Below are 21,064 nucleotides of genomic sequence, written 5' to 3' on the forward strand. Positions count from 1 at the left end.
GGTGCGCTCCCTGAGGGTGGGAGCGCCGCCGCAAGGCGGCGGCGCCCAGAGTCGTCGACTACTTCCGGGAGAACACTCGCTCAGGCGAGCAGTGGTCAGGCCGCAGGGAACCTCGGTCGACGCATGCGTGCATCCGCACTTCCTTGGTCTTCAGAACGGCGCCGTCGGAGAAGACCTTGTCGACCTTGATGGTGCTCCTCTGAACGCCCTTGAGCTTGCCCCACGCATAGCCTTCGACCTTGACGCGGAGGTAGACGTTGTGGCCGTCGTTCGTGTTGTCGTCCCTGAGCTTCCCCTTCACGTGAAGGCCGCTCGGAATCTTGGTCGTTGGCTGCCACTGGTACGTGCCCTTGAACGCCACACCTGACGTCTTCATGACCAAGTCGTGTGCCGAGTCCGCAACCGCGACCCCCATCCCCCCGAAGAACAGCCCCGCAGCCACCACAGCCGTAGCGAACTTCCTCATCGATAACCCCTGTTAGGTCGTGCCGACTGGTCATCACAGAAAGTATCGGCATCACTACACACCGGCTTCCGCAGTAACGTCCCTCCCTCTGATCACCCCCCGATCCGGTGAACGCGGCCCCTCGCGGCACCATCTCCCCCGTCCTCGCTCAGCCGGTGAACCCCCGCCAGCCCCTCCAGTGGCCTCATCGCACTGACGTCAACCCGCACCACACTCGCCTCCACCAACCCCACCAGCGCCACCAGTCGGGTCACGTCACCGCGGGCACAACGCGCTACGAGTCGGTCGACCCCTGGCGGCTACCGCCGCAGAGCCGGAGTAGCCACCACGCCACCCACCCCCCACCCCCACGCCCCTGGGCTCCCCGTAGGGGTGATCATCGGTGCGCCTGCGTGAAGGGGATCTCGGCGTCCTCAAGGATGCGCGCATGCGCTCTCCCGCCCCTCCCCCTCCTTTCTCCTCGCTGCGTCGCCGCGCCCTCGTCCCGTTCGTGGCCGCCCTCGCCCTCCTCGGCACGGCCGGGGCCTCCGTCGCCGGCGCCGTGGAGGCCTGTGGTTCGGTCATCACCGCCCCTCTCGCCCGGCCCGTTTCCGCCGACGACCCCTGTCCCAGTACCGACCCGGTCGTGTGCCGGATCCGCGTCCTGCCGATGGACGAGAAGGTCGAGGCGCAGCGGACCCGGATGCAGTACCACGGGCTTCTGGAGGGCATGCACCGTACGGAGGCCGCCATGCGCGAGACGGGGGCCACGGACGAGGAGATCGCTCGCGAGTTGGTCGACATGCGGAACCAGGCCAAGGAGGTCACCCGCGCCGGTATGACTCCGGAGGAGGTGCGGATCCTGGAGCAGCGGAACGTCGCCAAGTACGGCAACCCGCTCGGCCCCACCGCCGACCAGCTCTACGCCAAGTACGGATCCTGGCAGCAGGTGATCGACGCGTCGATGCGGACCAGTTTCGCCGTCGACCGTGAGCTCAGCCTGGAGTACCGCCCCTGCCCCGTGTAGCCACTCACGCCGGAGGGCCGGACCGCTCGATGCGGTCCGGCCCTCCGGCGTACGGCAGCGGCGCGGGCGGGCGGGCGGACGATCCACGCACGCCGTACCCCGCCCCCGTGCTACTCGGAGCTCTCCGGGGTCGCGGGGGTGACCCACTCGACGAGCTGGACGACGACGCCGTTGGGGTCGGTCAGCTGGAAGAGGCGCTCACCCCAGGGCTCTTCGCGCAGCGGCATCGTGATGGGGGCGCCGGCGGCCCGCAGGCGGGCTTCCTCCGCCGCGAGGTCGGTGACGGTGAACGCCAGGATCAGCCCGGCGGCCTGCTGGTCGCGCTGCTCGGGCGGGAGGACGTCGGTGCCGCGGCGGAGCAGCACGATGTCGACGGCGGCGTCCTCACGGGTCAGCGAGGCGAACCCGTCGGCGGCCATGGCGACCTGGTAGCCGAGGTGGGTGGTGAGGAACTCCCGGGAGGCGTCCACGTCGGCGACGGTGAGGGAGAGGGTGGAGGTAGAGACGTTCACGGCTGCGGCTCCTCGACGAGTGGACGTACGTATGTGCGTGCGTGGTGCGTGGTGCGTGCTGCGGCGGGGATCCGCTGCGGTGGGTAGGGGCTGCTGTCGCGTGCCGTGTCAGTACGTGCGGCGCGGCGCGTGGAACCGGGTGCGGGCGGGCGCCTCGCGGTGGCCGGTGCGCGGCAGCTCGCGGCCCGGGCGCGGGGTGCCGGAGACCGGGCCGGTCTCCTGGGCGGCGGCGAGCTTGACGGTGGGGAACGGGGCGGCGGGGGTGGCGATGGGGTTCAGCTTTCGCATACGCGGTCTCCGGTGTCGTCCTGCGGGGCGATTTTTGCAACGGACGTAACTTTACGCACGGCTGATCCAATGCGTCAAGCGCAATCTTATGTCGGGTGTAAGATTCGCCCATGGCTACCGAGAGCACGGGACTCCGCGAGTCCAAGAAGCAGGAGACCAGGCAGCTGATCTCCGACCACGCCACCCGGCTCTTCATGGAGCAGGGCTTCGAGCAGACGACCATCGCCGAGATCGCCACGGCGGCCCGCGTCGCCAAGAAGACGGTCACCAACTACTTCCCGCGGAAGGAGGACATGGCCCTCGACCACCACGAGGCGTTCACCGCGAGCCTGGCCGGCGCGGTAACCGGGCGATCCGAGGGGGAGTCGGCGCTCAGCGCGCTGCGGCGCGAGTTCGCCGCCGCGGTCGAGCAGTGCAACCCCGTCGCGGGCTTCGCCGGCCCGGACTTCGCCCGCATGATCGCCGAGAGCCCGACCCTGACCGCCCGCCTGCGCGAACTGCACGACCAGCGGGAGGAAGCCCTCGCCGCGGCCCTCGCGGACGTGGCCCCGGCCGACGCGCTGCCCCTCGCTCCCCGAGCCGCCGCCGCCCTCCTCGCGGCCGCTCACCGCCTGCTGTTCCAGCGCATCCAGGAACTCACCCTGGCCGGCGAACCCAACGACCGGATCGCGGCCGCCGTGGCCCCTGAGGCCACGTACGTCTTCGACCTCCTCGCCACCGGCCTCGACAACCACCGACCGCCGCAAGTCTGACCGCGGCCCCTGGCCGCGAAGGCCTGACCCGCCCGGACAACGTCGAAGGCCCCCACCGCGAACGGTGGGGGCCTTCGACATCGTGCCCGGTGAGGCACTGGCGGAGGATACGAGATTCGAACTCGTGAGGGGTTGCCCCCAACACGCTTTCCAAGCGTGCGCCCTAGGCCACTAGGCGAATCCTCCGCGCCGAACATTACATGACTTTGGAGGGTGCTCGCGAACTTCATTCAGACGGGGGTCCGCGAGGGGGTTCGGGAGGGGTGCGGGGGTGGGAGGTGGGTGGGGATCGGGTACTCTGGGCGGAGCCCCTCACGCGGTGCTATCTGACTGAACTCCCCCAGGGCCGGAAGGCAGCAAGGGTAGGTCGGCTCTGGCAGGTGCGTGGGGGGCGCTTGCGTTCCCGGGGCTGGTCCGCCGGTGGGTCTGCTGGGTGGGTCTGGCGGGCAGGGCTCCCCGTGGGGTTCCCGGGTGGGGTTTCCCCGCGGGGGCGGGGCGGGCCGCCTGTGGGCGGTGGCGGTTTTTCCCGGGTTGTCGGTGGGCGCCTATAACCTCGTACATGTGTCGTCTCTCGCGCTCTACCGCCGCTATCGCCCCGAGTCCTTCGCCGAGGTCATCGGGCAGGAGCATGTCACCGACCCGTTGCAGCAGGCCCTGCGGAACAACCGGGTCAATCACGCGTACCTGTTCAGCGGGCCCCGTGGGTGCGGCAAGACGACCAGTGCGCGGATTCTGGCGCGCTGTCTGAACTGTGAGCAGGGGCCCACCCCGACGCCCTGCGGGGAGTGCCAGTCCTGTCGCGACCTTGCGCGGAACGGGCCGGGGTCGATCGACGTCATCGAGATCGACGCCGCCTCGCACGGTGGTGTGGACGATGCCCGTGACCTGCGGGAGAAGGCCTTCTTCGGGCCCGCTTCCAGCCGGTACAAGATCTACATCATCGATGAGGCCCACATGGTCACCTCGGCGGGTTTCAACGCCCTCCTGAAGGTGGTCGAGGAGCCGCCGGAGCATCTCAAGTTCATCTTCGCGACGACCGAGCCCGAGAAGGTCATCGGGACCATCCGCTCGCGTACGCACCACTACCCCTTCCGGCTCGTGCCGCCCGGGACGCTGCGGGAGTACCTGGGCGAGGTCTGCGGGCGCGAGGGCATCCCCGTCGAGGACGGGGTGCTGCCGCTCGTCGTGCGGGCCGGCGCCGGGTCCGTGCGTGACTCGATGTCCGTGATGGACCAGCTCCTGGCCGGAGCCGCCGCCGACGGTGTGACGTACACCATGGCCACCTCCCTGCTCGGCTACACGGACGGGTCGCTGCTCGACTCCGTCGTGGAGGCGTTCGCGGCCGGTGACGGCGCCGCCGCGTTCGAGGTCGTCGACCGGGTCGTCGAGGGCGGGAACGATCCGCGCCGGTTCGTCGCCGACCTCCTGGAGCGCCTGCGCGACCTCGTGATCCTGGCCGCCGTGCCGGACGCCGCCGAGAAGGGGCTCATCGACGCCCCGGTCGACGTGATCGAGCGCATGCAGGCCCAGGCGTCCGTGTTCGGCGCCGCCGAGCTCAGCAGGGCCGCCGACCTCGTCAACAGCGGATTGACCGAGATGCGGGGCGCCACCTCGCCCCGGCTCCAGCTGGAGCTGATCTGCGCGCGCGTGCTGCTGCCCGCCGCCTTCGACGACGAGCGTTCGGTCCAGGCGCGGCTCGACCGGCTGGAGCGCGGGGCGTCCGCCGCGCCCGCGCCCGTCTTCACGCCCGGACCTCCGGCGCCCGCCATGGGGTACGTGCCCGGGCCCGACGCCCACACCCCGATGGCCCCGCCCCCGCTCCCGCAGGCCCCGGCGCCCGCGCCGCCCGCGCCCGCCCCGGCACCCGCTCCCGCGCCCGTACAGGCGCAGCCCGCCCCCGCTCCCGTACACGCGCAGCACCCCGAGCCCGCTCAGGCTCCCGCCGCTCCCCGGCCCGGTGCCTGGCCGGGTGCCGCCACCCCCGGCGGCGGTGGGCCCGGCGCCTGGCCCGGGGCGTCCGCCCCGGCAGCGCCGGCTCCCGCTCCCGTACAGGCGCAGCCCGCGCCGCAGGCCCCCGCCCCGGCAGCCGGCGGCGGCGGGGACGCGGCCCAGGTGCGGAGCCTCTGGCCGCAGATCCTCGACGCCGTGAAGAACCGCCGCCGTTTCACCTGGATCCTGCTCAGCCAGAACGCGCAGGTCGCGGGCTTCGACGGCACCACCCTCCAGCTCGGCTTCCTCAACGCCGGGGCCCGGGACAACTTCGCGAGCAGCGGCAGCGAAGACGTCCTCAAGCAGGCCCTCGCCGAGCAGTTCAACGTGAACTGGAAGGTCGAGGCGATCATCGACCCCTCGGGCGGCGCCTCGCCGCCGCCCGCCGCCACCGGCTTCGGCGGATCCGGCGGTACGGGCGGCTTCGGCGGGTCCGGCGGTACGGGCGGCTTCGGCGGGTCCAGTGGTTCCGGTGGGTCCGGTGGGGCCGGCGGTTTCGGGGGCGGTCGGCCGCAGGCGTCCGCCCCGGCCTTCCAGCAGGCCCCGCCGTCGGCGCCCGCGCCCTCGCAGGGCCCGCCCGCTCCCGCCTTCCCGCAGCCGTCCGCCCCCGCGCCGTCGCAGGCACCCGCGCCCGCGTACTCGCCGCCCGCGCCCCAGCCCGTGGCGCCCGAGGACGACGTACCGGAGGAAGACGATCCGGACCTCGTCGACTCCGCCCTCTCCGGGCACGACCTCATCGTGCGCGAGCTCGGAGCGACCGTTGTGGAGGAATACACGAACGAGTAGGGGCGTCTCGTTCAGTGGCCCGCACAAGGGGCATCCCGCCCCGCGGGCTACCCTGACTGACGTGAAGGTCCTCGTCATCGGCGGCGGCGCCCGCGAACACGCCCTGTGCCGCTCTCTCTCCCTCGATCCCGACGTCACCGCTCTGCACTGCGCGCCCGGCAACGCCGGAATCGCGGAGGTCGCCGAGCTGCATCCCGTCGACCAACTGGACGGCGAAGCCGTCGCGCGCCTCGCCACCGAGCTCGGCGCCGAACTGGTCGTCGTCGGCCCGGAGGCCCCGCTGGTCGCCGGTGTCGCCGACGCCGTCCGCGCGGCCGGCATCCCCGCCTTCGGCCCGTCGCGGGAAGCCGCGCAGCTGGAGGGCTCCAAGGCGTTCGCCAAGGACGTCATGGCCGGCGCCGGGGTCCCCACCGCCCGCAGCTACGTCTGCACGACCCCCGAGGAGATCGACGAGGCGCTCGACGCCTTCGGCGCTCCGTACGTGGTCAAGGACGACGGCCTGGCCGCCGGCAAGGGCGTCGTCGTCACCGACGACCTCGCGAAGGCACGGGCCCACGCGCTCGCGTGCGACCGGGTGGTCATCGAGGAGTACCTGGACGGCCCCGAGGTCTCCCTCTTCGCGATCACCGACGGCGTCACCGTCCTCCCGCTCCGGCCCGCGCAGGACTTCAAGCGCGCGCTCGACGGCGACGAGGGCCCCAACACCGGCGGCATGGGCGCCTACTCGCCGCTGCCGTGGGCCGACCCCAAGCTGGTCGACGAGGTCCTCGCGACCGTCCTCCAGCCGACGGTCGACGAGCTGCGCCGCCGCGGCACGCCGTTCTCCGGCCTGCTGTACGCGGGCCTGGCGATCACCAGCCGCGGCGTACGGGTCATCGAGTTCAACGCGCGCTTCGGCGACCCCGAGACCCAGGTGGTCCTGGCCCGGCTCAGGACCCCGCTGGCCGGCGTCCTGCTGAACTCCGCCAACGGCACCCTGGACGACCAGGCGCCGCTGAGCTGGAGCGACGACGCCGCCGTCACCGTGGTCATCGCCTCCCACAACTACCCGGAGACCCCGCGCACGGGCGACCCGATCGAGGGCCTGGACGAGGTCGCGGAGAAGGACGCCCCGCACGCGTACGTGCTCCACGCCGGTACGAAGCGGGACGGCGACGCGATCGTGAGCGCGGGCGGCCGCGTCCTCTCGGTCACCGCCACCGGAACGGACCTGGAGCAGGCCCGCGAGCGCGCGTACGCGGCGGTCGGCCGCATCCGCCTTGACGGCTCTCAGCACCGTACGGACATCGCGCGGAAGGCCGCCGGAGCCTGATTTCTTCGCGCGGCCGTGCGGTGAACCGTACGGCCGCGCGAACGCCATCACCTTTGCCCAAAGCCATTCCATCGAGTGACGACTGAGCCATCCGGATGACGTCCGCCACCGCCCCAACTAGGGTGCGGCGAAGGCGTTCCGGCACTTGGCCCACCGGCATTGCGATGTCAGTGGCGGGTGCCACAGTGGGGGAGTGACCAACACCGCCACAGGCAGTCCCGGCATGGGCGGTCCAGACATGGGCGGCCCCGAGATGGGCAGAAGGGGGTGATGTACGGCGTGTCCGGTACCGGTTCCGTTGCCGCCGAGGAGTGGGGCGTGCGCGCCGCGCGCTCCCGGGCCATCGGCGTCCTCCGGGTCCGCGGCAGGGCCCTGGGCCTCGCGGTCCTCCCCGCCGCCGTCGCCGTCGTCCTGTACGCGGGCGGGGTCACCGGCCACTTCACGGGTTCCGGCTGGGACGCGGCCCGCTGGGTGGTGACCGTGCTCGCGGTCCTCGTCCTCCTCGCCGCCACGGCCGTCGGCCTCGTCGTCGCCCGGGCCCGCCCGGCCGCGACGCCGACGGTGGAGCTCGCCGAGACCGCCGCCCCCGACCTCTACCGGCTCGTCCGGGACCTGGCCGACCGGCTCGACGTGCCGGCGCCCGCCGCGATAGCCCTGACGCCCGACTGCGACAGCTGGCTGGAGGACCGCACCCACCGGGCCCACCGCGCGCGGCACACCCTCGTCGACGGAGCCGGATACAGAGACGGAGACGGAGACGGTGCTCCCGTCCTCGTCATAGGGTCGCCCTTCCTGTGGTGGATGCGTGTCGGCGAACTGCGGGCGGTCCTCGCCCCCGTCGTCGCCGGCACCGGCCCCGCCGCCCACCCCGACATAGCCGCCGCCCGCCGTTTCGTCCGAGGCCTGGACGCGGCCGTCGCCGTGCCCCGGGCCCCCGGCCTCGACCCGTTCCGCAGGCTCGGCGCGCACGGCGTCGGGCAGGTCGCCCGCGTCCTGCTGCGCGCCTGCCGCGGCCACGCCGCCGAGATGGAGCGCGGGGTCGCCGTCGCCGGCTCGGAGCGCGCCCAGGCCGTGGACTACGGCGTGCGGATCGTCGCTCAGGAGCAGGTCGGCCTGGCGTACGCGGGCTGGGACCGCCTACTCACCCGGGTCGCGCTGCCCGCCTGGCGCATGGGCCGCTGGCCCTCCCGGCTCGACGCGGGCGTGGTCTCCGCCCTGACCGAGCTCTCCCGCCGGGACCGGCTCGCGGACGGCTTCTCGTCCCGCCTCGGTGAGCGCCCGGCCTGCGACCTCCTGGAGGAGCCGGGAGCGGTCGACGAGGCCGCCTCGCTGCTCGCCGCCCGCCTCTTCCACGGCGGCCCGGCCGAACCCGGCCCCGACTGGTCCCCGGTGGAGTGGAGCCAGTACCCGGAGGAGGTCGTCGACCGGAAGTGGCGCACCGACGCGGCCCGACTGCACCAGGTCCTCGACGGTCTGGGCGCGGCCGGCGCGCCGGCCGGGGCCCCGTCGACCGCGGACGGCCCGACCCTGACCCGGGTGATCGCCCACCTGTCCACGGCAGCCCCCACCGCGCCCTCGGCCCCCGGCGCGGTACAGGGTGACACGACCGACCCCACCGACCCCCCGCTCCCCGAAGCAGACGCCGACGACGTCGACGACGAGGAGCCCGTCAATCCCGCCGCCGAGGCGCTCGCGGGGGCGCTCAGCGCGCTCCTCGCGCGCGAGGAGGCGGCGCGGGAGGCGAGGGTGGCTGCCGCCACCGCGCGGACCGCCGAGGCGGCGGCCAAGAGCGCCGGGACGGACGACCGGCCCGGCACCGTGCCCCTGGCGGCCGTCAGCGGCCCCGACGGGCCCCTGCCGCTCTTCCCGCTCCAGCCGCCCCGCTCCGGCCGTGACCTGCTCGCCGACCACGTCACCGCGATGGTCTGCTGCGCTGCCGTGGACACCGCCGAGGCCGCCCCGGGCCTCGACTGGCTCGACGGGCCCTCCCTCCTGGTCGGTGGCGAGCGGGCGGCGGACCTCGGACCCCGCGTCCTCGCCCTCGTCGAGGACGGCGACCCGGAGCCGCTGCGCCTCTGGCTGGCCCGCACGGGGGTGCGCCCGGAGAAGCCCGTACGCCTGGTCTGAGCCCCCTCGGGGGCAGGTTCACGGCGCGGCTTCCCGGAGCCCAAGGTTCCACTCTCGTCAATTCACGACGAACGGTGACGGAGTGCGTGCGTTATGTGATGTGCTGGAGACCGCCACTGACAGAAGCACGAGCCAGAGGCACGAAGCACAGACACACATCACAGGCACTGAGCAGCCGACCCGGGGGAGTCGAGGGAGGGGCGCAGCATGGGGGCGGACCAGATCAGGCGGTGGGAGTCGGGCGCGCTCGCGCACGCCGTCACCGATCCCTTCGGCCAGGGCCCCCTGCCCTGGCTGCGCGGGTCCGAGAACTACTTCGACGACACCGGCCAGATGGTCCCCTGGTACGCGGACGAGATCCTGGCCCGGGGCGGCAGCGGCGGCCCGCGCACGGCCGACGACGTCCGGCGCCAGATCAAGGGGTTCGCGTCCGACGGGGCCGTGGCCCCCGGCGAGTCGATCGACTTCCACATCACGGTGGACCCGCCGCAGCAGTTCTCGGTCGACGTCTACCGGATCGGCCACTACGGCGGCCACGGAGCCGCGAAGATCACCACCAGCCCCCGGCTCTCCGGGATCGTCCAGCCGGCCCCGCTGACCGCCGACCGTACGGTCTCCTGCCACCACTGGTGGCAGTCGTGGCGGTTGCAGGTCCCCACGTACTGGTCGATCGGGGCGTACGTCGCCGTCCTCACCACCGTCGACGGCTACCGCTCGCACATCCCCTTCACCGTCCGCGACAACCACCCGGCCGATCTGCTCCTCGTCCTCCCGGACGTGACCTGGCAGGCGTACAACCTCTATCCGGAGGACGGCCGCACCGGCGCGAGCCTCTACCACGCCTGGGACGAGGACGGCCGGCTGCTCGGGGAGGAGGAGGCGGCCGTCACCGTCTCCTTCGACCGCCCGTACGCGGGCGCGGGCCTGCCGCTGCACGTCGGGCACGCCTACGACTTCATCCGCTGGGCCGAGCGCTACGGCTACGACCTGGCGTACGCGGAGACCCGCGACCTGCACGCGGGCCGGGTCGACCCGAGCCGCTACCGGGGCCTGGTCTTCCCGGGGCACGACGAGTACTGGTCGGCGCCGATGCGCAGGACCGCCGAACTCGCCCGCGACCAGGGGACGTCGCTCGTCTTCCTCTCCGCCAACACCATGTACTGGCAGGTGGAGCTCGGCCCTTCGCCGTCGGGCGTGCCGGACCGGCTCCTCACCTGCCGCAAGCGGCGCGGCCCCGGCCGGTCGGCGCTCTGGCGGGAGGTCGACCGGCCCGAGCAGCAGCTCCTCGGCATCCAGTACGCGGGCCGGGTCCCCGAGCCGCACCCGCTGGTCGTACGGAACGCCGAGCACTGGCTCTGGGAGGCCACCGGGGCCGGTGACGGCGACGAGCTGCCGGGCCTGGTCGCGGGCGAGGCCGACCGCTACTTCCCGCGCACGGCGCTCCCCGAGCACCAGGGCCGCATCCTGCTCGCCCACTCGCCCTACCGGGACGGCGAGGGGGCGCTGCGCCACCAGGAGACCTCGCTCTACCGGTCGCCCTCGGGTGCCTGGGTCTTCGCCTCCGGTACGTTCGCCTGGTCACCGGCGCTGGACCGGCCGGGCCATGTCGACGCCAGGGTCCAGCGCGCCACCGCGAACCTTCTGGACCGGATCTGTAAGAGGGACTGACCGGGACCGACCGGGTGTGACCAGGACTGACCGGGCCCGCCCGCGGTCGGCCGGTCCCGGTGCGAGAGAATCGAACCGCTCCTGGATCAACCTACGCGGAGGAACCGTGTCCGGATTCGTAGAAAAGCCCGAGCCTGTCCAGGTCCCGGGCCTCACCCATCTCCACACGGGCAAGGTGCGCGACCTGTACCGGAACGAGGCCGGTGACCTCGTGATGGTGGCGAGTGACCGCATGTCCGCGTACGACTGGGTCCTGCCCACCGAGATCCCCGACAAGGGCCGGGTCCTCACCCAGCTCTCCCTGTGGTGGTTCGACCGGCTCTCCGACCTGGTCCCCCACCACGTGCTCTCGACCGACCTGCCGGCCGGCGCCCCCGCCGACTGGGCGGGCCGCACCCTCGTCTGCAAGTCGCTGAACATGGTCCCGGTCGAGTGCGTGGCCCGCGGTTACCTCACCGGCTCCGGTCTCGTGGAGTACGACGAGTCCCGTACGGTCTGCGGCCTCGCGCTCCCCGAGGGGCTGAGCGACGGTTCCGAGCTGCCCGCCCCGATCTTCACCCCGGCCACCAAGGCCGCCGTCGGCGACCACGACGAGAACGTCCCGTACGAGGAGGTCGCCCGCCAGGCCGGTGCCGAGACGGCCGCGCTGCTGCGTCAGACGACCCTCGCCGTGTACGGCAGGGCCCGTGACATCGCGCGCGACCGGGGGATCATCCTCGCCGACACGAAGTTCGAGTTCGGCTTCGACGGGGACACGCTGGTTCTCGCCGACGAGGTCCTCACCCCGGACTCCTCGCGCTTCTGGCCGGCCGACCAGTGGGAGCCGGGCCGCGCCCAGCCCTCGTACGACAAGCAGTTCGTCCGGAACTGGCTGACCTCCCCGGCCTCCGGCTGGGACCGCAAGAGCGAGCAGCCGCCGCCGCCCCTCCCGCAGGAGATCGTGGACGCGACGCGCGCCAAGTACATCGAGGCGTACGAGCTGCTGACCGGCAAGTCCTGGAGCTGAGCCGGACACGAGAAAGCCCCCGGTCGATTCGACCGGGGGCTTCTTCATGGAGCGGACGACGAGATTCGAACTCGCGACCCTCACCTTGGCAAGGTGATGCTCTACCAACTGAGCCACGTCCGCATGCGCCGTAGCGCGGAGCCAACTATACCCAACCTTTCGCCTGCGCGAGCCGTACCGCCGTATGACGGTTCTCGGCACCGAGCTTCGCGGCGGCCGAGGAGAGGTAGTTCCGGACGGTTCCGGGGGAGAGCGAGGCGCGCCGGGCGATCTCCGCGACGGGTGCCCCGTCGGCGGAGAGTTCGAGGACCTCGGCCTCCCTCGCGGTCAGCGGGGAGTCCCCGGCGGCGATCGCGTCGGACGCCAACTCCGGGTCCACGTAACGGTTTCCGGCGTGCACGGTACGGATGATCTCGGCGAGCCGCTGGGCGCTGTCGGTCTTCGGGACGAAGCCGCGCACGCCTGCGGAGAGGGCCCGCTTGAGGTGCCCCGGCCGGCCGTGGCCGGTCACGATCATGGTGCGGCAGCCGGGGAGTTCGTCCCGCAGGATCGTGGCGACCGTCACACCGTCCGCGCCCGGCATCTGCAGATCGAGCACGGCGACGTCGGGCCGGTGGGACCGGGCCATGGCGAGCGCCTCGGGCCCGGTGGCGGCCTCGGCGACGACGACGAGGTCGTCCTCGAGCCCGAGCAGCGCGGCGAGCGCGCCACGGATCAGATGCTCGTCGTCGGCGAGCAGCACGCGGAGGGGGGTGGGGGCGGGGACGGTCACCGGGACACCTCGGTACGGGTATGGGTACGGGATACGGGCGTGGTCACCGGGACACCTCGGTACGGGTATGGGTACGGGATACGGGCGTGGTCACCGGGACACCTCGGTACGGGTACGGGTACGGGATACGGGCGTGGTCACCGGGTCACCTCGGTGCGAGTACGCGTACGGCCCCCGGTTCCCGTCCCGGCCACCGGCACCCTGGCCGTCACGCGGAACGTGCCGCCCTCGCCCGGTCCGGCCTCCAGGGTCCCGCCGACGGCCGCGAGCCGCTCCCGAAGCCCCGCGAGCCCCGACCCGGCACCGCCACCGGCCCCCGCGTCGGAGCCGGACCCGGCACCCGCTCCCGCTCCGGCACCTGCCCCCGCCCCGCCACCGGCTCCGTCGTTCTCCACGGTCAGCAGCACCGCGCCCTCCTCCTCGCGTACGGCGATCGCGCAGTGCCGCGCGTCCCCGTGTCTCAGTACGTTCGTCGTGGTCTCACGGACCACCCACCCGAGCGCCGCCTGCACCTCGTCGGGCAGGGCGAGCCCTGGGGTGTCGACGGCGCAGTCGATGCCGGCCGCGTCGAGGACACCCCGCGCGCCCTCCAGCTCCACCCGCAGGTCGGCCTCGCGGTAGCCGCGTACGACGTCCCGTACCTCCCGCTGGGACTCCTGGGCGATGCGCTGCACCTCGATCATCTGGTCGACGGCCTCGGGGCGTCCGCGCCGGGCGAGCTGGACGGCGAGCTCGCTCTTGAGGGCGATCACGGACAGGTTCCGGCCGAGGATGTCGTGCAGGTCCCGCCCGAACCGCAGCCGCTCCTCGGCGACCGCGAGCCGGGCCTGCACATCGCGCGCCTCGCGCAGTTCGAAGAGGACCCCGAGCACCCAGAGCGAGAGGCGGATGGTGACGGCGAGCCAGCCGGTGATGAAGAGGACGGTCATCACGGTGAAGACGGTGGGCCAGGCGCCCCGGCCGGTGAGCGGCACGGCGGCCAGGAGCACCCCGGTCAGGAGGGCCTGGTGGAGGACGACGGTCCGTACGGGGAAGACCAGGCAGTGCCCGGCGGCGAAGGGGACGAGGGCCGCCCCGAGCATCCCGGGCAGGAGCCCGGTCAGGTCGGCGGTGGCCGCCTCGGCGAGGACGGCCCCCGCGGTGGCGGCCCCGGCCGCGGCGGCGGGCAGGAACGCGCGCGGGCCCAGCGCGGTCCCGGGCCGCAGGTACACGTCCATCGCCCGGCGCAGGAAGCGGTGGCAGAGGATCCCGTTGGCGAGGTTGAGCAGCGGGGCCGCGACGACCAGGAGGAGCGGGGCCTCGTGCCGGATCGGCCGGATCAGGAGCAGGAGCCCGAGGGTGAACACGGCGGCCCACAGGAGCATGTACGCGGTGACGCGCGTGTAGACGTCCACCTTGGCCAGCCCGCTCCGGCCGCTCCAGCTCTTCACGACGGGTTCCTCCCGGTCTCTCGGCGACATTGCGCGGCGCGGTCGCTCAGCGCCGGGGCTCCCACCGGAACCACCGCTGGACAGCAAACACCGAGAGCACGGTCCAGGCCACCGCGGTCAGCGCGGCGCCCACCAGTTCCCCCGGCTCCACGCCGCCGGACCAGCCGGCCCGTACGAGGGTCATCACGCCGGTCAGCGGCAGCAGCTCGCAGAGCGAGGCGAACCCGTCGGGGAGGACGGAGAGGGGGACGAAGAGCCCGGACCCGATGGACGAGACCACGAGCAGCGGCATCGTCGTGAGCTGGGCGCTGTCGACGGTGCGGGTGACGGCCGAGGTGGCGGCCGCGACGGCGGTGAGCAGCACGATGCCGAGGACGACGCCGGCGAGGAGCAGCGCGGGCCGGGCGGGCGCGGACAGGCCGAGGGCGGTGACGCCGCCGGCCGTCATGAGGGCGCACTGGGCGAGCGCGAGCACGGCGGCCGGCAGGGCGATCCCGGTGAGGATCTCGATGTCGGTGACCTCGCCGGTCCGCAGCCGCTTGAGGACGAGCGACTCGCGGCGGGCGACGAACGCGGAGACGAGGTTGGAGTGCACGACCATGAGGAGGGCCATGCCGATGCCGCCGGTGACGGCGACCTCCGCGATGGTCGTGCCCGCCTTGCCGAGCTCGACGCCGTCGAGGGAGCTGCGGATCGCTCCCACCATGAGCACGGGGACGAAGACGGCGACGAAGAGGGTCGTGCGGTTGCGGACGAGCAGGGTCAGCTCGGCCCGCCCGAGCGCGGCGAGCCGCGTACGGGTGAGCCGCGTACGGGCGGGGGAGTGCGTGAGCGAGCTCATCGGACGGCCTCCAGATCCGGGTCCTGCGTCTGCGTCTTCTGCGTCTGCGCCTGCGTCTGCGTCTGCGTCTGCGCCTGCCTCGGGTCCTGCGCCGGCGTCGGCGTTTGCGCCGAGGTCTGTGAAGCGATGTCGAGGAACGCCTCTTCGAGGGAGGCGGACCGGGCGTCGAGCCCGTCGAGTCGTACGTCGTGCTCCCGGGCCCAGCCGAGGAGCGCGGCGAGGTCGTCCTGGAGGTCGCCGGTACGGATCTCCACCCGCCCGCCGTCCTCGGCGGCCCGCAGGTGGAGCGGGAGGCGCCCGGCCGGGACGCCGTCGGGGAGGGTGAAGCGGATGCGGGCGGGCCGGGCGGCGGTGACCTCGGCGGGGGTGCCGGAGAGGACGATCCGGCCGGCGTGCATGATCGCGAGCCGGTCGGCCAGGGCCTCGGCCTCCTCCAGGTAGTGGGTGGTGAGCAGGACGGTGGTGCCGTCGTCGCGCAGGGCCCGGACGAGGTCCCAGGTGTCGCGGCGGCCCTCGGCGTCGAGGCCGGTGGTCGGTTCGTCGAGGAAGAGGACCTCGGGGCGGCCGAGGAGGGCGAGGGCGAGGTCGAGCCGGCGCCGTTCGCCGCCGGACAGCTGCTTGACCCGGACCCGTTCGCGGCCGGTGAGCCCGGTGGCGGCGAGGGCCTCGGCGGCGGGCCGGGCGTTGCTCGTGCAGCCCGCCCACATCCGTACGGTCTCGGTCACGGTCAGGTCGCCCGGGAAGCCGCCCTCCTGGAGCATCACCCCGATGCGGGGGCGGACGGCGGCCCGCTCGCGGTACGGGTCGTGGCCGAGGACACGGGCGGTGCCGGCGCTCGGGGCGGCGAGGCCCTCCAGGAGTTCGACGGTGGAGGTCTTGCCGGCGCCGTTGGTGCCGAGGAGGGCGAAGATCTCGCCGCGGGGGACGGTGAAGGAGATGCCGCGCACGGCCTCGAAGCCGCCGGAGTAGCCGCGGCGCAGGCCTTCCGCTTCGATCGCGTTGGTCATGTGTCCAGGCTCCCGGCGGGCGGAGCCGTACGGCAGTGCGCGCTGTCATCGCGGTGTCTGACAAATGTCATGGGGCGATGGCGGGATGCCAGCCGGGAACACGCGGCCGGGGACACGCGGCCGGGGACACGGCCGGGAACACGTCGAAGGCCCCGGTTCCTGAGAACCGGGGCCTTCGACTTCCTGAGCGGACGACGAGATTCGAACTCGCGACCCTCACCTTGGCAAGGTGATGCTCTACCAACTGAGCCACGTCCGCATGCTGCCGCTCAGCTTTCACTGGGCGGTGCGAGCACTACTCTACCTGATCCACAACAGTGGTCGGTCGAGCGGTGCAGAGCGGGTGACAGGAATTGCACACTGCGCCTTCCCCCTGGAAGGGGGCTGTTCTGCTACTGAACTACACCCGCACGCTGCGTGAGGTGGGGCCTTGCGGCCTCGCCCCTCGGCGTGTTCCAGACTCTAGCGGATCATGGGGGGTGCAATGCAAATCGGTTCCCCGGCCCGCGCGGGCCGGGTCCGCCGCCCCCGGCTCAACTCGCTTCGCGGAAGGCCTCGTAGACCCGCTTCGGGATCCGTCCGCGGGCGGGCACCTCCATCTTGTTGGACTGGGCCCAGGCCCGGACCGCCGCCGGATCGGGGGCGAGGGAGGTGCGGGTGTACGTCTCCGCCGAGGCGCTTCGGGCGGCCGCGGTCTTGGCCGGCAGCTTGCGCCCGGCCGCGAGGTACGGGGCGAGAGCCTTGCGGAGTTTCTTTGCATTGGCAGCATTCAGGTCGATCTCGTACATCTTCCCGTCAAGACCGAACGCGACCGTTTCAGCTGCCTCTCCGCCGTCCATGTCGTCGGAGAGAGTGACCACCACACGCTGAGCCACGGATATCGGTCCTTTCCTGCGGCCGACTCCGCGGAGGGGGCGCTTGTGGCGCCTCTGACGTGCGGTGATGTCGGCCTTGCGGCTGTGCCGGGACAATGCTGCTTTCTTCTGGATTCCTTTGTACAGCGGCAGGTGTCGCATTGTGAAGCCCTGGCAATTGTTTCAGCGTGTCCCGGGGCAATGAGGTCCGCAATATTTCACTCGAATTTTGTGTGGATGTGCTCGGGCGGGGGTGCGGGTGGTGTGTGCGGGCCGAGGGGCTCCGAGGCCTGGCATTTGTAGGATCCTTCAGATCTCTACCCGCGTAGAATTTGGAGGCAGGTACGCTGAGGGAACCGCCCACGCAACACACCACCGGGAGTGCCAGTGGCACGCGTCGTAGTCGACGTCATGCTCAAGCCGGAGATCCTCGACCCTCAGGGGCAGGCGGTGCAGCGTGCACTGCCCCGCCTGGGATTCGCCGGAATCGCCGACGTCCGCCAGGGGAAGCGCTTCGAGTTGGAGGTGGAGGGACCGGTCGACGACGCCGCCCTCGCCCGCATCCATGAGATGGCCGAAACCTTCCTTGCAAACACCGTGATCGAAGACTTCATCGTGAAGGTGGAGTCGTGACCGCACGCATCGGCGTCGTCACGTTCCCCGGAACGCTCGACGACCAGGACGCGCTGCGCGCCGCCCGCCTCGCGGGCGCCGAGCCCGTCCCGCTGTGGCACCGCGACAAGGACCTCAAGCAGGTCGACGCCGTGGTCCTGGCCGGCGGCTTCTCCTACGGCGACTACCTGCGGGCCGGAGCCATCTCCCGCTTCTCGCCGGTGATGGAGACGATCATCGAGCAGGCGAAGGCGGGCATGCCCGTCCTCGGCATCTGCAACGGCTTCCAGATCCTCACCGAGGCGCATCTGCTGCCGGGCGCGATGCTGCGCAACAACCACCTCCACTTCATCTGCCGCGACCAGAAGCTGCGGGTGGAGAACGCGGAGACCGCCTGGACCTCGGACTACACCGAGGGCCAGGAGATCGAGGTCCCGCTCAAGAACATGGACGGCCGGTACGTCGCCGACGAGCGCGTGCTCGACGAGCTGGAGGCCGAGGGGCGGGTGGCCTTCCGCTACCTGGACGTGAACCCCAACGGCTCGCTGCGCGACATCGCGGGCATCACCAACGCCGCGGGCAACGTGGTCGGCCTCATGCCGCACCCCGAGCACGCCGTCGAGCCCCTGGTCGGCACCGGTAAGACGGACGGCCTCGGTTTCTTCACCTCGATCCTCAAGAAGCTGGTCAACGCCTGATGAGCCTCCTCGACACCGTCAAGCACGCGAGCGAGACGCCGGACAGCGAGCAGCCCTGGAAGGAGCTCGGCCTCAAGGAGGACGAGTACGCCCGCATCCGCGAGATCCTCGGCCGCCGTCCCACCGGCGCCGAGCTCGCCATGTACTCCGTCATGTGGTCCGAGCACTGCTCCTACAAGAGCAGCAAGGTCCACCTGAAGCAGTTCGGCGAGAAGGTCCCGGAGAACGACGCCATGCTCGTAGGCATCGGCGAGAACGCCGGCGTCGTCGACGTGGGCCAGGGATACGCGGTCACCTTCAAGGTCGAGTCGCACAACCACCCCTCGTACATCGAGCCCTACCAGGGCGCGGCCACCGGCGTCGGCGGCATCGTCCGCGACATCCTCGCCATGGGCGCCCGCCCGGTCGCGGTCGTCGACCCGCTGCGCTTCGGCGCGGCCGACCACCCCGACACCAAGCGCGTGCTGCCCGGTGTCGTCGCCGGCATCGGCGGCTACGGCAACTGCCTGGGCCTGCCGAACATCGGCGGCGAGGTCGTCTTCGACGAGTGCTACCAGGGCAACCCGCTGGTCAACGCCGGTTGCATCGGCGTGATGAAGCACGAGGACATCCACCTCGCCAAGGCCTCCGGCCCCGGCAACAAGGTCATCCTGTACGGCGCCCGCACCGGCGGCGACGGCATCGGCGGCGTCTCGGTCCTCGCGTCCGAGACCTTCGACGACACGAAGCCCACCAAGCGCCCCGCCGTCCAGGTCGGCGACCCCTTCCAGGAGAAGCTCCTCATCGAGTGCACCCTGGAGATCTTCAAGGAGAAGCTGGTCGCGGGCATCCAGGACCTCGGCGGCGCCGGGCTCTCCTGCGCCACGTCCGAGCTGGCCTCCGCCGGTTCCGGCGGCATGCGCGTCGAGCTCGACCGGGTCCACCTGCGCGACGCGACCCTCTCGCCCGAGGAAATCCTCATGAGCGAGTCGCAGGAGCGCATGTGCGCGATCGTCGAGCCCGTGCACGTCGAGCGGTTCCTGGAGATCTGCGAGAAGTGGGACGTCATCGCCACCGTCATCGGTGAGGTGACCGAGGGCGAGCGCCTGGAGATCTTCTGGCACGGCGAGCAGATCGTCGACGTCCCCCCGCGTACGGTCGCCCACGAGGGCCCGGTCTACCACCGGCCGTTCGCGCGCCCCGAGTGGCAGGACGCGCTCCAGGCCGACGACGCCGGCAAGCTGCCCCGGCCGCAGGACGGCGCCGAGCTGAAGGACCAGGTCCTGAAGCTGGTCTCGTCGCCGAACCAGGCCTCGAAGTCCTGGATCACCGACCAGTACGACCGGTTCGTGCAGGGCAACACGGTTCTGGCGCAGCCCGAGGACGCGGGCATGGTCCGCATCGACGAGGAGACCAACCTCGGCGTGGCCATGGCGACCGACGGCAACGGCCGGTACGCGAAGCTCGACCCGTACACGGGTGCGCAGCTCGCGCTCGCGGAGGCGTACCGCAACGTCGCCGCCTCCGGTGCCAAGCCGCTGGCCATCTCGGACTGCCTGAACTTCGGTTCGCCCGAGGACCCGGCCGTGATGTGGCAGTTCGCGGAGGCCACCCGTGGTCTCGCGGACGGCTGCCTCCAGCTGGGCACCCCGGTCACCGGTGGCAACGTCTCCCTCTACAACCAGACCGGCGAGACGGCGATCCACCCGACGCCGGTCGTGGCCGTGCTCGGTGTGATCGACGACGTGAACCGCCGTACGCCGATCGCGTTCGCGGAAGAGGGCCAGCTCCTCTACCTGCTGGGCGACACGCGTGAGGAGTTCGGTGGCTCGGCCTGGTCCGAGGTGATCCACCAGCACCTCGGCGGCATGCCGCCGGCCGTGGACCTCGACCGGGAGAAGCTGCTCGGCGAGATCCTGATCTCGGCCTCCCGCGACGGCATGATCGACGCGGCGCACGACCTGTCCGACGGCGGTCTGATCCAGGCGGTCGTCGAGTCCTGCCTGCGCGGCGGGAACGGCGCGCGGCTGATCGTCCCGGAGGGCCTGGACGCCTTCACGTTCCTCTTCAGCGAGTCGGCCGGCCGTGCGGTCGTCGCCGTCCCGCGCAGCGAGGAGCTCCGCTTCACCGACATGTGCGGTGCGCGGGGTCTGCCGGCGGCCCGGATCGGTGTCGTCGACGGTGACGCGGTGGACGTGCAGGGCGAGTTCGCGCTCACCCTGACGGAGCTGCGCGAGGCGCACGAGGCGACGATTCCGGCCCTGCTGGCCTGATACGGAGCACTGGGGAAGCCCCCGCCCGGACCGGAAGGTCAGGGCGGGGGCTTTCGCGTTTCCCGCTTGCGGAGTGTTACGTAATTACGTAATCTCGACGACATGGAGCTTGAAGAGCGGGTCGCCGCGCTGGAACGGCGTATCGCGGCCCTGGAGAGCGCGACCGAAGCGGGCGGGGGGCGTCCCGCGCCCGAGGCCACCGCCGACAGCCCGCTCTGGGCCCTCGAAGGCCTAAAGGCGCAGCTCGCGGCGGACGCGGGAGACCGGGGCGAGGACGGCGCGGTCGTCTTCACGGGAACCGTCAGGCTGCCGACCCGGGAGCGGTACGAGTGGCAGCTCGGCGCCTTCACCGGGCAGCTGTTCGAGGAGGACTGGGCGGACGCCGCCGAGTCCTTCGCCGCGCTCGGCCATCCCGTACGGCTCCGCCTGCTGCGGGAGATCCTGGGCGGCCGGCGCACCGCCGCCGAGCTGGCGGAGCTCGAGGAGATCGGCACGACCGGCCAGATCTACCACCACCTGCGCCAACTGACCGGCGCGGGCTGGCTCAAGACCGTCGGACGCGGTCGCCACGAGGTCCCGGGGGCCCGGGTCGTCCCGCTCCTGGTGGTCCTCACCGCGGCCCGCCCGTAACCGACACCACGATCCGCGGCCCGCCCGTAACCGACACCACGATCCTCAGGGGGAAT

The 21,064-nt window shown here is 72.2% G+C and carries 19 protein-coding genes, 4 tRNA genes and 1 other RNA gene; 12 read left to right on the forward strand and 12 right to left on the reverse strand.

The window, feature by feature from the left end; genetic code table 11:
* Nucleotides 1-58: 58 nt before the first annotated feature.
* A complete protein-coding gene (locus ABT034_RS04845; protein ID WP_351211262.1) occupies nucleotides 59-466 on the reverse strand; it encodes a hypothetical protein in 408 nt (135 codons plus the stop codon).
* A gap of 427 nt (nucleotides 467-893) precedes the next feature.
* Here ABT034_RS04845 and ABT034_RS04850 point away from each other — a divergent pair, with 427 nt between their 5' ends.
* Nucleotides 894-1,472, forward strand: a complete 579-nt coding sequence (locus ABT034_RS04850; RefSeq protein ID WP_351211264.1) for a hypothetical protein — start codon at nucleotides 894-896, stop codon at nucleotides 1,470-1,472.
* A 110-nt stretch (nucleotides 1,473-1,582) separates the two neighbouring features.
* Here ABT034_RS04850 and ABT034_RS04855 read toward each other — a convergent pair whose 3' ends face one another.
* Together ABT034_RS04855 and ABT034_RS04860 are read right to left on the reverse strand one after the other, a co-directional pair.
* Nucleotides 1,583-1,984, reverse strand: a complete 402-nt coding sequence (locus ABT034_RS04855; RefSeq protein WP_351211266.1) for a VOC family protein — start codon at nucleotides 1,982-1,984, stop codon at nucleotides 1,583-1,585.
* A 108-nt stretch (nucleotides 1,985-2,092) separates the two neighbouring features.
* Nucleotides 2,093-2,272: a hypothetical protein gene (locus ABT034_RS04860; RefSeq protein WP_351211268.1), complete on the reverse strand. Its 180-nt coding sequence runs from the start codon at nucleotides 2,270-2,272 to the stop codon at nucleotides 2,093-2,095.
* Between the two features lie 110 nt (nucleotides 2,273-2,382).
* Between ABT034_RS04860 and ABT034_RS04865 the strand changes: the two genes are divergently transcribed.
* Nucleotides 2,383-3,024 carry a TetR/AcrR family transcriptional regulator gene (locus ABT034_RS04865; RefSeq protein ID WP_351211270.1) on the forward strand — a complete coding sequence of 214 codons (642 nt, stop codon included), beginning with the start codon at nucleotides 2,383-2,385 and terminating at the stop codon, nucleotides 3,022-3,024.
* Nucleotides 3,025-3,122: 98 nt separating this feature from the next.
* Here ABT034_RS04865 and ABT034_RS04870 read toward each other — a convergent pair.
* A tRNA-Ser gene (locus ABT034_RS04870) sits at nucleotides 3,123-3,210 on the reverse strand.
* Between the two features lie 117 nt (nucleotides 3,211-3,327).
* Between ABT034_RS04870 and ffs the strand changes: the two genes are divergently transcribed.
* From ffs to ABT034_RS04900, 6 genes are all read left to right on the forward strand, one after another.
* Nucleotides 3,328-3,426, forward strand: an RNA gene (ffs, locus tag ABT034_RS04875) — signal recognition particle sRNA small type.
* Nucleotides 3,427-3,585: 159 nt separating this feature from the next.
* Nucleotides 3,586-5,799 (forward strand): DNA polymerase III subunit gamma and tau, encoded by a 2,214-nt coding sequence (locus ABT034_RS04880; protein WP_351211272.1) that lies wholly within the window; start codon nucleotides 3,586-3,588, stop codon nucleotides 5,797-5,799.
* Nucleotides 5,800-5,860: 61 nt separating this feature from the next.
* Nucleotides 5,861-7,111 (forward strand): phosphoribosylamine--glycine ligase, encoded by a 1,251-nt coding sequence (purD, locus tag ABT034_RS04885; protein ID WP_351211274.1) that lies wholly within the window; start codon nucleotides 5,861-5,863, stop codon nucleotides 7,109-7,111.
* Between the two features lie 270 nt (nucleotides 7,112-7,381).
* Entirely contained in the window at nucleotides 7,382-9,238 is a 1,857-nt protein-coding gene (locus ABT034_RS04890) for a M48 family metalloprotease (protein ID WP_351211276.1), read from the forward strand.
* 207 nt (nucleotides 9,239-9,445) lie between these two features.
* Complete coding sequence (locus ABT034_RS04895; protein WP_351211278.1) at nucleotides 9,446-10,906, forward strand: N,N-dimethylformamidase beta subunit family domain-containing protein; 1,461 nt, start codon at nucleotides 9,446-9,448, stop codon at nucleotides 10,904-10,906.
* 106 nt (nucleotides 10,907-11,012) lie between these two features.
* Complete coding sequence (locus ABT034_RS04900; protein ID WP_351211279.1) at nucleotides 11,013-11,912, forward strand: phosphoribosylaminoimidazolesuccinocarboxamide synthase; 900 nt, start codon at nucleotides 11,013-11,015, stop codon at nucleotides 11,910-11,912.
* A gap of 47 nt (nucleotides 11,913-11,959) precedes the next feature.
* On the opposite strand, the gene ABT034_RS04905 is transcribed toward ABT034_RS04900, so the two are convergent.
* The 8 genes from ABT034_RS04905 to ABT034_RS04940 all read right to left on the reverse strand — a co-directional run bounded on the left by ABT034_RS04905 (nucleotide 11,960) and on the right by ABT034_RS04940 (nucleotide 16,837).
* Nucleotides 11,960-12,035, reverse strand: a tRNA-Gly gene (locus tag ABT034_RS04905).
* A gap of 22 nt (nucleotides 12,036-12,057) precedes the next feature.
* The gene (locus tag ABT034_RS04910) at nucleotides 12,058-12,684 is read right to left on the reverse strand and encodes a response regulator (RefSeq protein ID WP_351211281.1); all 627 of its coding nucleotides are present in this window, start codon (nucleotides 12,682-12,684) and stop codon (nucleotides 12,058-12,060) included.
* Between the two features lie 137 nt (nucleotides 12,685-12,821).
* Complete coding sequence (locus ABT034_RS04915) at nucleotides 12,822-14,114, reverse strand: sensor histidine kinase (protein WP_351211283.1); 1,293 nt, start codon at nucleotides 14,112-14,114, stop codon at nucleotides 12,822-12,824.
* A gap of 46 nt (nucleotides 14,115-14,160) precedes the next feature.
* On the reverse strand, nucleotides 14,161-14,955 hold the full coding sequence (locus tag ABT034_RS04920; protein WP_351211285.1) for an ABC transporter permease: 795 nt from the start codon (nucleotides 14,953-14,955) through the stop codon (nucleotides 14,161-14,163).
* Nucleotides 14,952-15,962, reverse strand: a complete 1,011-nt coding sequence (locus ABT034_RS04925; RefSeq protein ID WP_351211287.1) for an ABC transporter ATP-binding protein — start codon at nucleotides 15,960-15,962, stop codon at nucleotides 14,952-14,954. Before ABT034_RS04925 ends, ABT034_RS04920 begins: the two co-directional genes overlap by 4 nt.
* Before the next feature lie 186 nt (nucleotides 15,963-16,148).
* Nucleotides 16,149-16,221: transfer RNA gene (locus tag ABT034_RS04930), tRNA-Gly, on the reverse strand.
* Nucleotides 16,222-16,300: 79 nt separating this feature from the next.
* A tRNA-Gly gene (locus ABT034_RS04935) sits at nucleotides 16,301-16,372 on the reverse strand.
* 123 nt (nucleotides 16,373-16,495) lie between these two features.
* On the reverse strand, nucleotides 16,496-16,837 hold the full coding sequence (locus tag ABT034_RS04940) for a histone-like nucleoid-structuring protein Lsr2 (RefSeq protein ID WP_351211289.1): 342 nt from the start codon (nucleotides 16,835-16,837) through the stop codon (nucleotides 16,496-16,498).
* A 366-nt stretch (nucleotides 16,838-17,203) separates the two neighbouring features.
* On the opposite strand from ABT034_RS04940, the gene purS reads away from it, so the two are divergent.
* The 4 genes from purS to ABT034_RS04960 all read left to right on the forward strand — a co-directional run bounded on the left by purS (nucleotide 17,204) and on the right by ABT034_RS04960 (nucleotide 21,008).
* A complete protein-coding gene (gene purS / locus ABT034_RS04945) occupies nucleotides 17,204-17,449 on the forward strand; it encodes a phosphoribosylformylglycinamidine synthase subunit PurS (protein ID WP_017240564.1) in 246 nt (81 codons plus the stop codon).
* The gene (purQ, locus tag ABT034_RS04950; protein WP_351211292.1) at nucleotides 17,446-18,126 is read left to right on the forward strand and encodes a phosphoribosylformylglycinamidine synthase subunit PurQ; all 681 of its coding nucleotides are present in this window, start codon (nucleotides 17,446-17,448) and stop codon (nucleotides 18,124-18,126) included. Before purS ends, purQ begins: the two co-directional genes overlap by 4 nt.
* A complete protein-coding gene (gene purL / locus ABT034_RS04955; protein WP_351211294.1) occupies nucleotides 18,126-20,378 on the forward strand; it encodes a phosphoribosylformylglycinamidine synthase subunit PurL in 2,253 nt (750 codons plus the stop codon). The genes purQ and purL overlap by 1 nt, the downstream gene beginning before the upstream one ends.
* A 102-nt stretch (nucleotides 20,379-20,480) precedes the next feature.
* Nucleotides 20,481-21,008, forward strand: coding sequence for an ArsR/SmtB family transcription factor (locus tag ABT034_RS04960; protein WP_351211296.1), 528 nt, complete (start codon nucleotides 20,481-20,483; stop codon nucleotides 21,006-21,008).
* The last annotated feature ends 56 nt before the right edge of the window (nucleotides 21,009-21,064 follow it).

The sequence above is a fragment of the Streptomyces sp. NPDC002773 genome (genome assembly GCF_040295605.1).
Classification (GTDB): domain Bacteria; phylum Actinomycetota; class Actinomycetes; order Streptomycetales; family Streptomycetaceae; genus Streptomyces.

Bases quoted from the DNA above. Each gene is read 5' to 3' on its own strand.
- ABT034_RS04845 (WP_351211262.1), bottom strand. From the start codon at position 466: ATGAGGAAGTTCGCTACGGCTGTGGTGGCTGCGGGGCTGTTCTTCGGG.
- ABT034_RS04850 (WP_351211264.1), top strand. From the start codon at position 894: ATGCGCTCTCCCGCCCCTCCCCCTCCTTTCTCCTCGCTGCGTCGCCGC.
- ABT034_RS04860 (WP_351211268.1), bottom strand. From the start codon at position 2,272: ATGCGAAAGCTGAACCCCATCGCCACCCCCGCCGCCCCGTTCCCCACC.
- ABT034_RS04865 (WP_351211270.1), top strand. From the start codon at position 2,383: ATGGCTACCGAGAGCACGGGACTCCGCGAGTCCAAGAAGCAGGAGACC.
- ABT034_RS04890 (WP_351211276.1), top strand. From the start codon at position 7,382: ATGTACGGCGTGTCCGGTACCGGTTCCGTTGCCGCCGAGGAGTGGGGC.
- ABT034_RS04895 (WP_351211278.1), top strand. From the start codon at position 9,446: ATGGGGGCGGACCAGATCAGGCGGTGGGAGTCGGGCGCGCTCGCGCAC.
- ABT034_RS04920 (WP_351211285.1), bottom strand. From the start codon at position 14,955: ATGAGCTCGCTCACGCACTCCCCCGCCCGTACGCGGCTCACCCGTACG.
- ABT034_RS04925 (WP_351211287.1), bottom strand. From the start codon at position 15,962: ATGACCAACGCGATCGAAGCGGAAGGCCTGCGCCGCGGCTACTCCGGC.
- purL (WP_351211294.1), top strand. From the start codon at position 18,126: ATGAGCCTCCTCGACACCGTCAAGCACGCGAGCGAGACGCCGGACAGC.
- ABT034_RS04960 (WP_351211296.1), top strand. From the start codon at position 20,481: ATGGAGCTTGAAGAGCGGGTCGCCGCGCTGGAACGGCGTATCGCGGCC.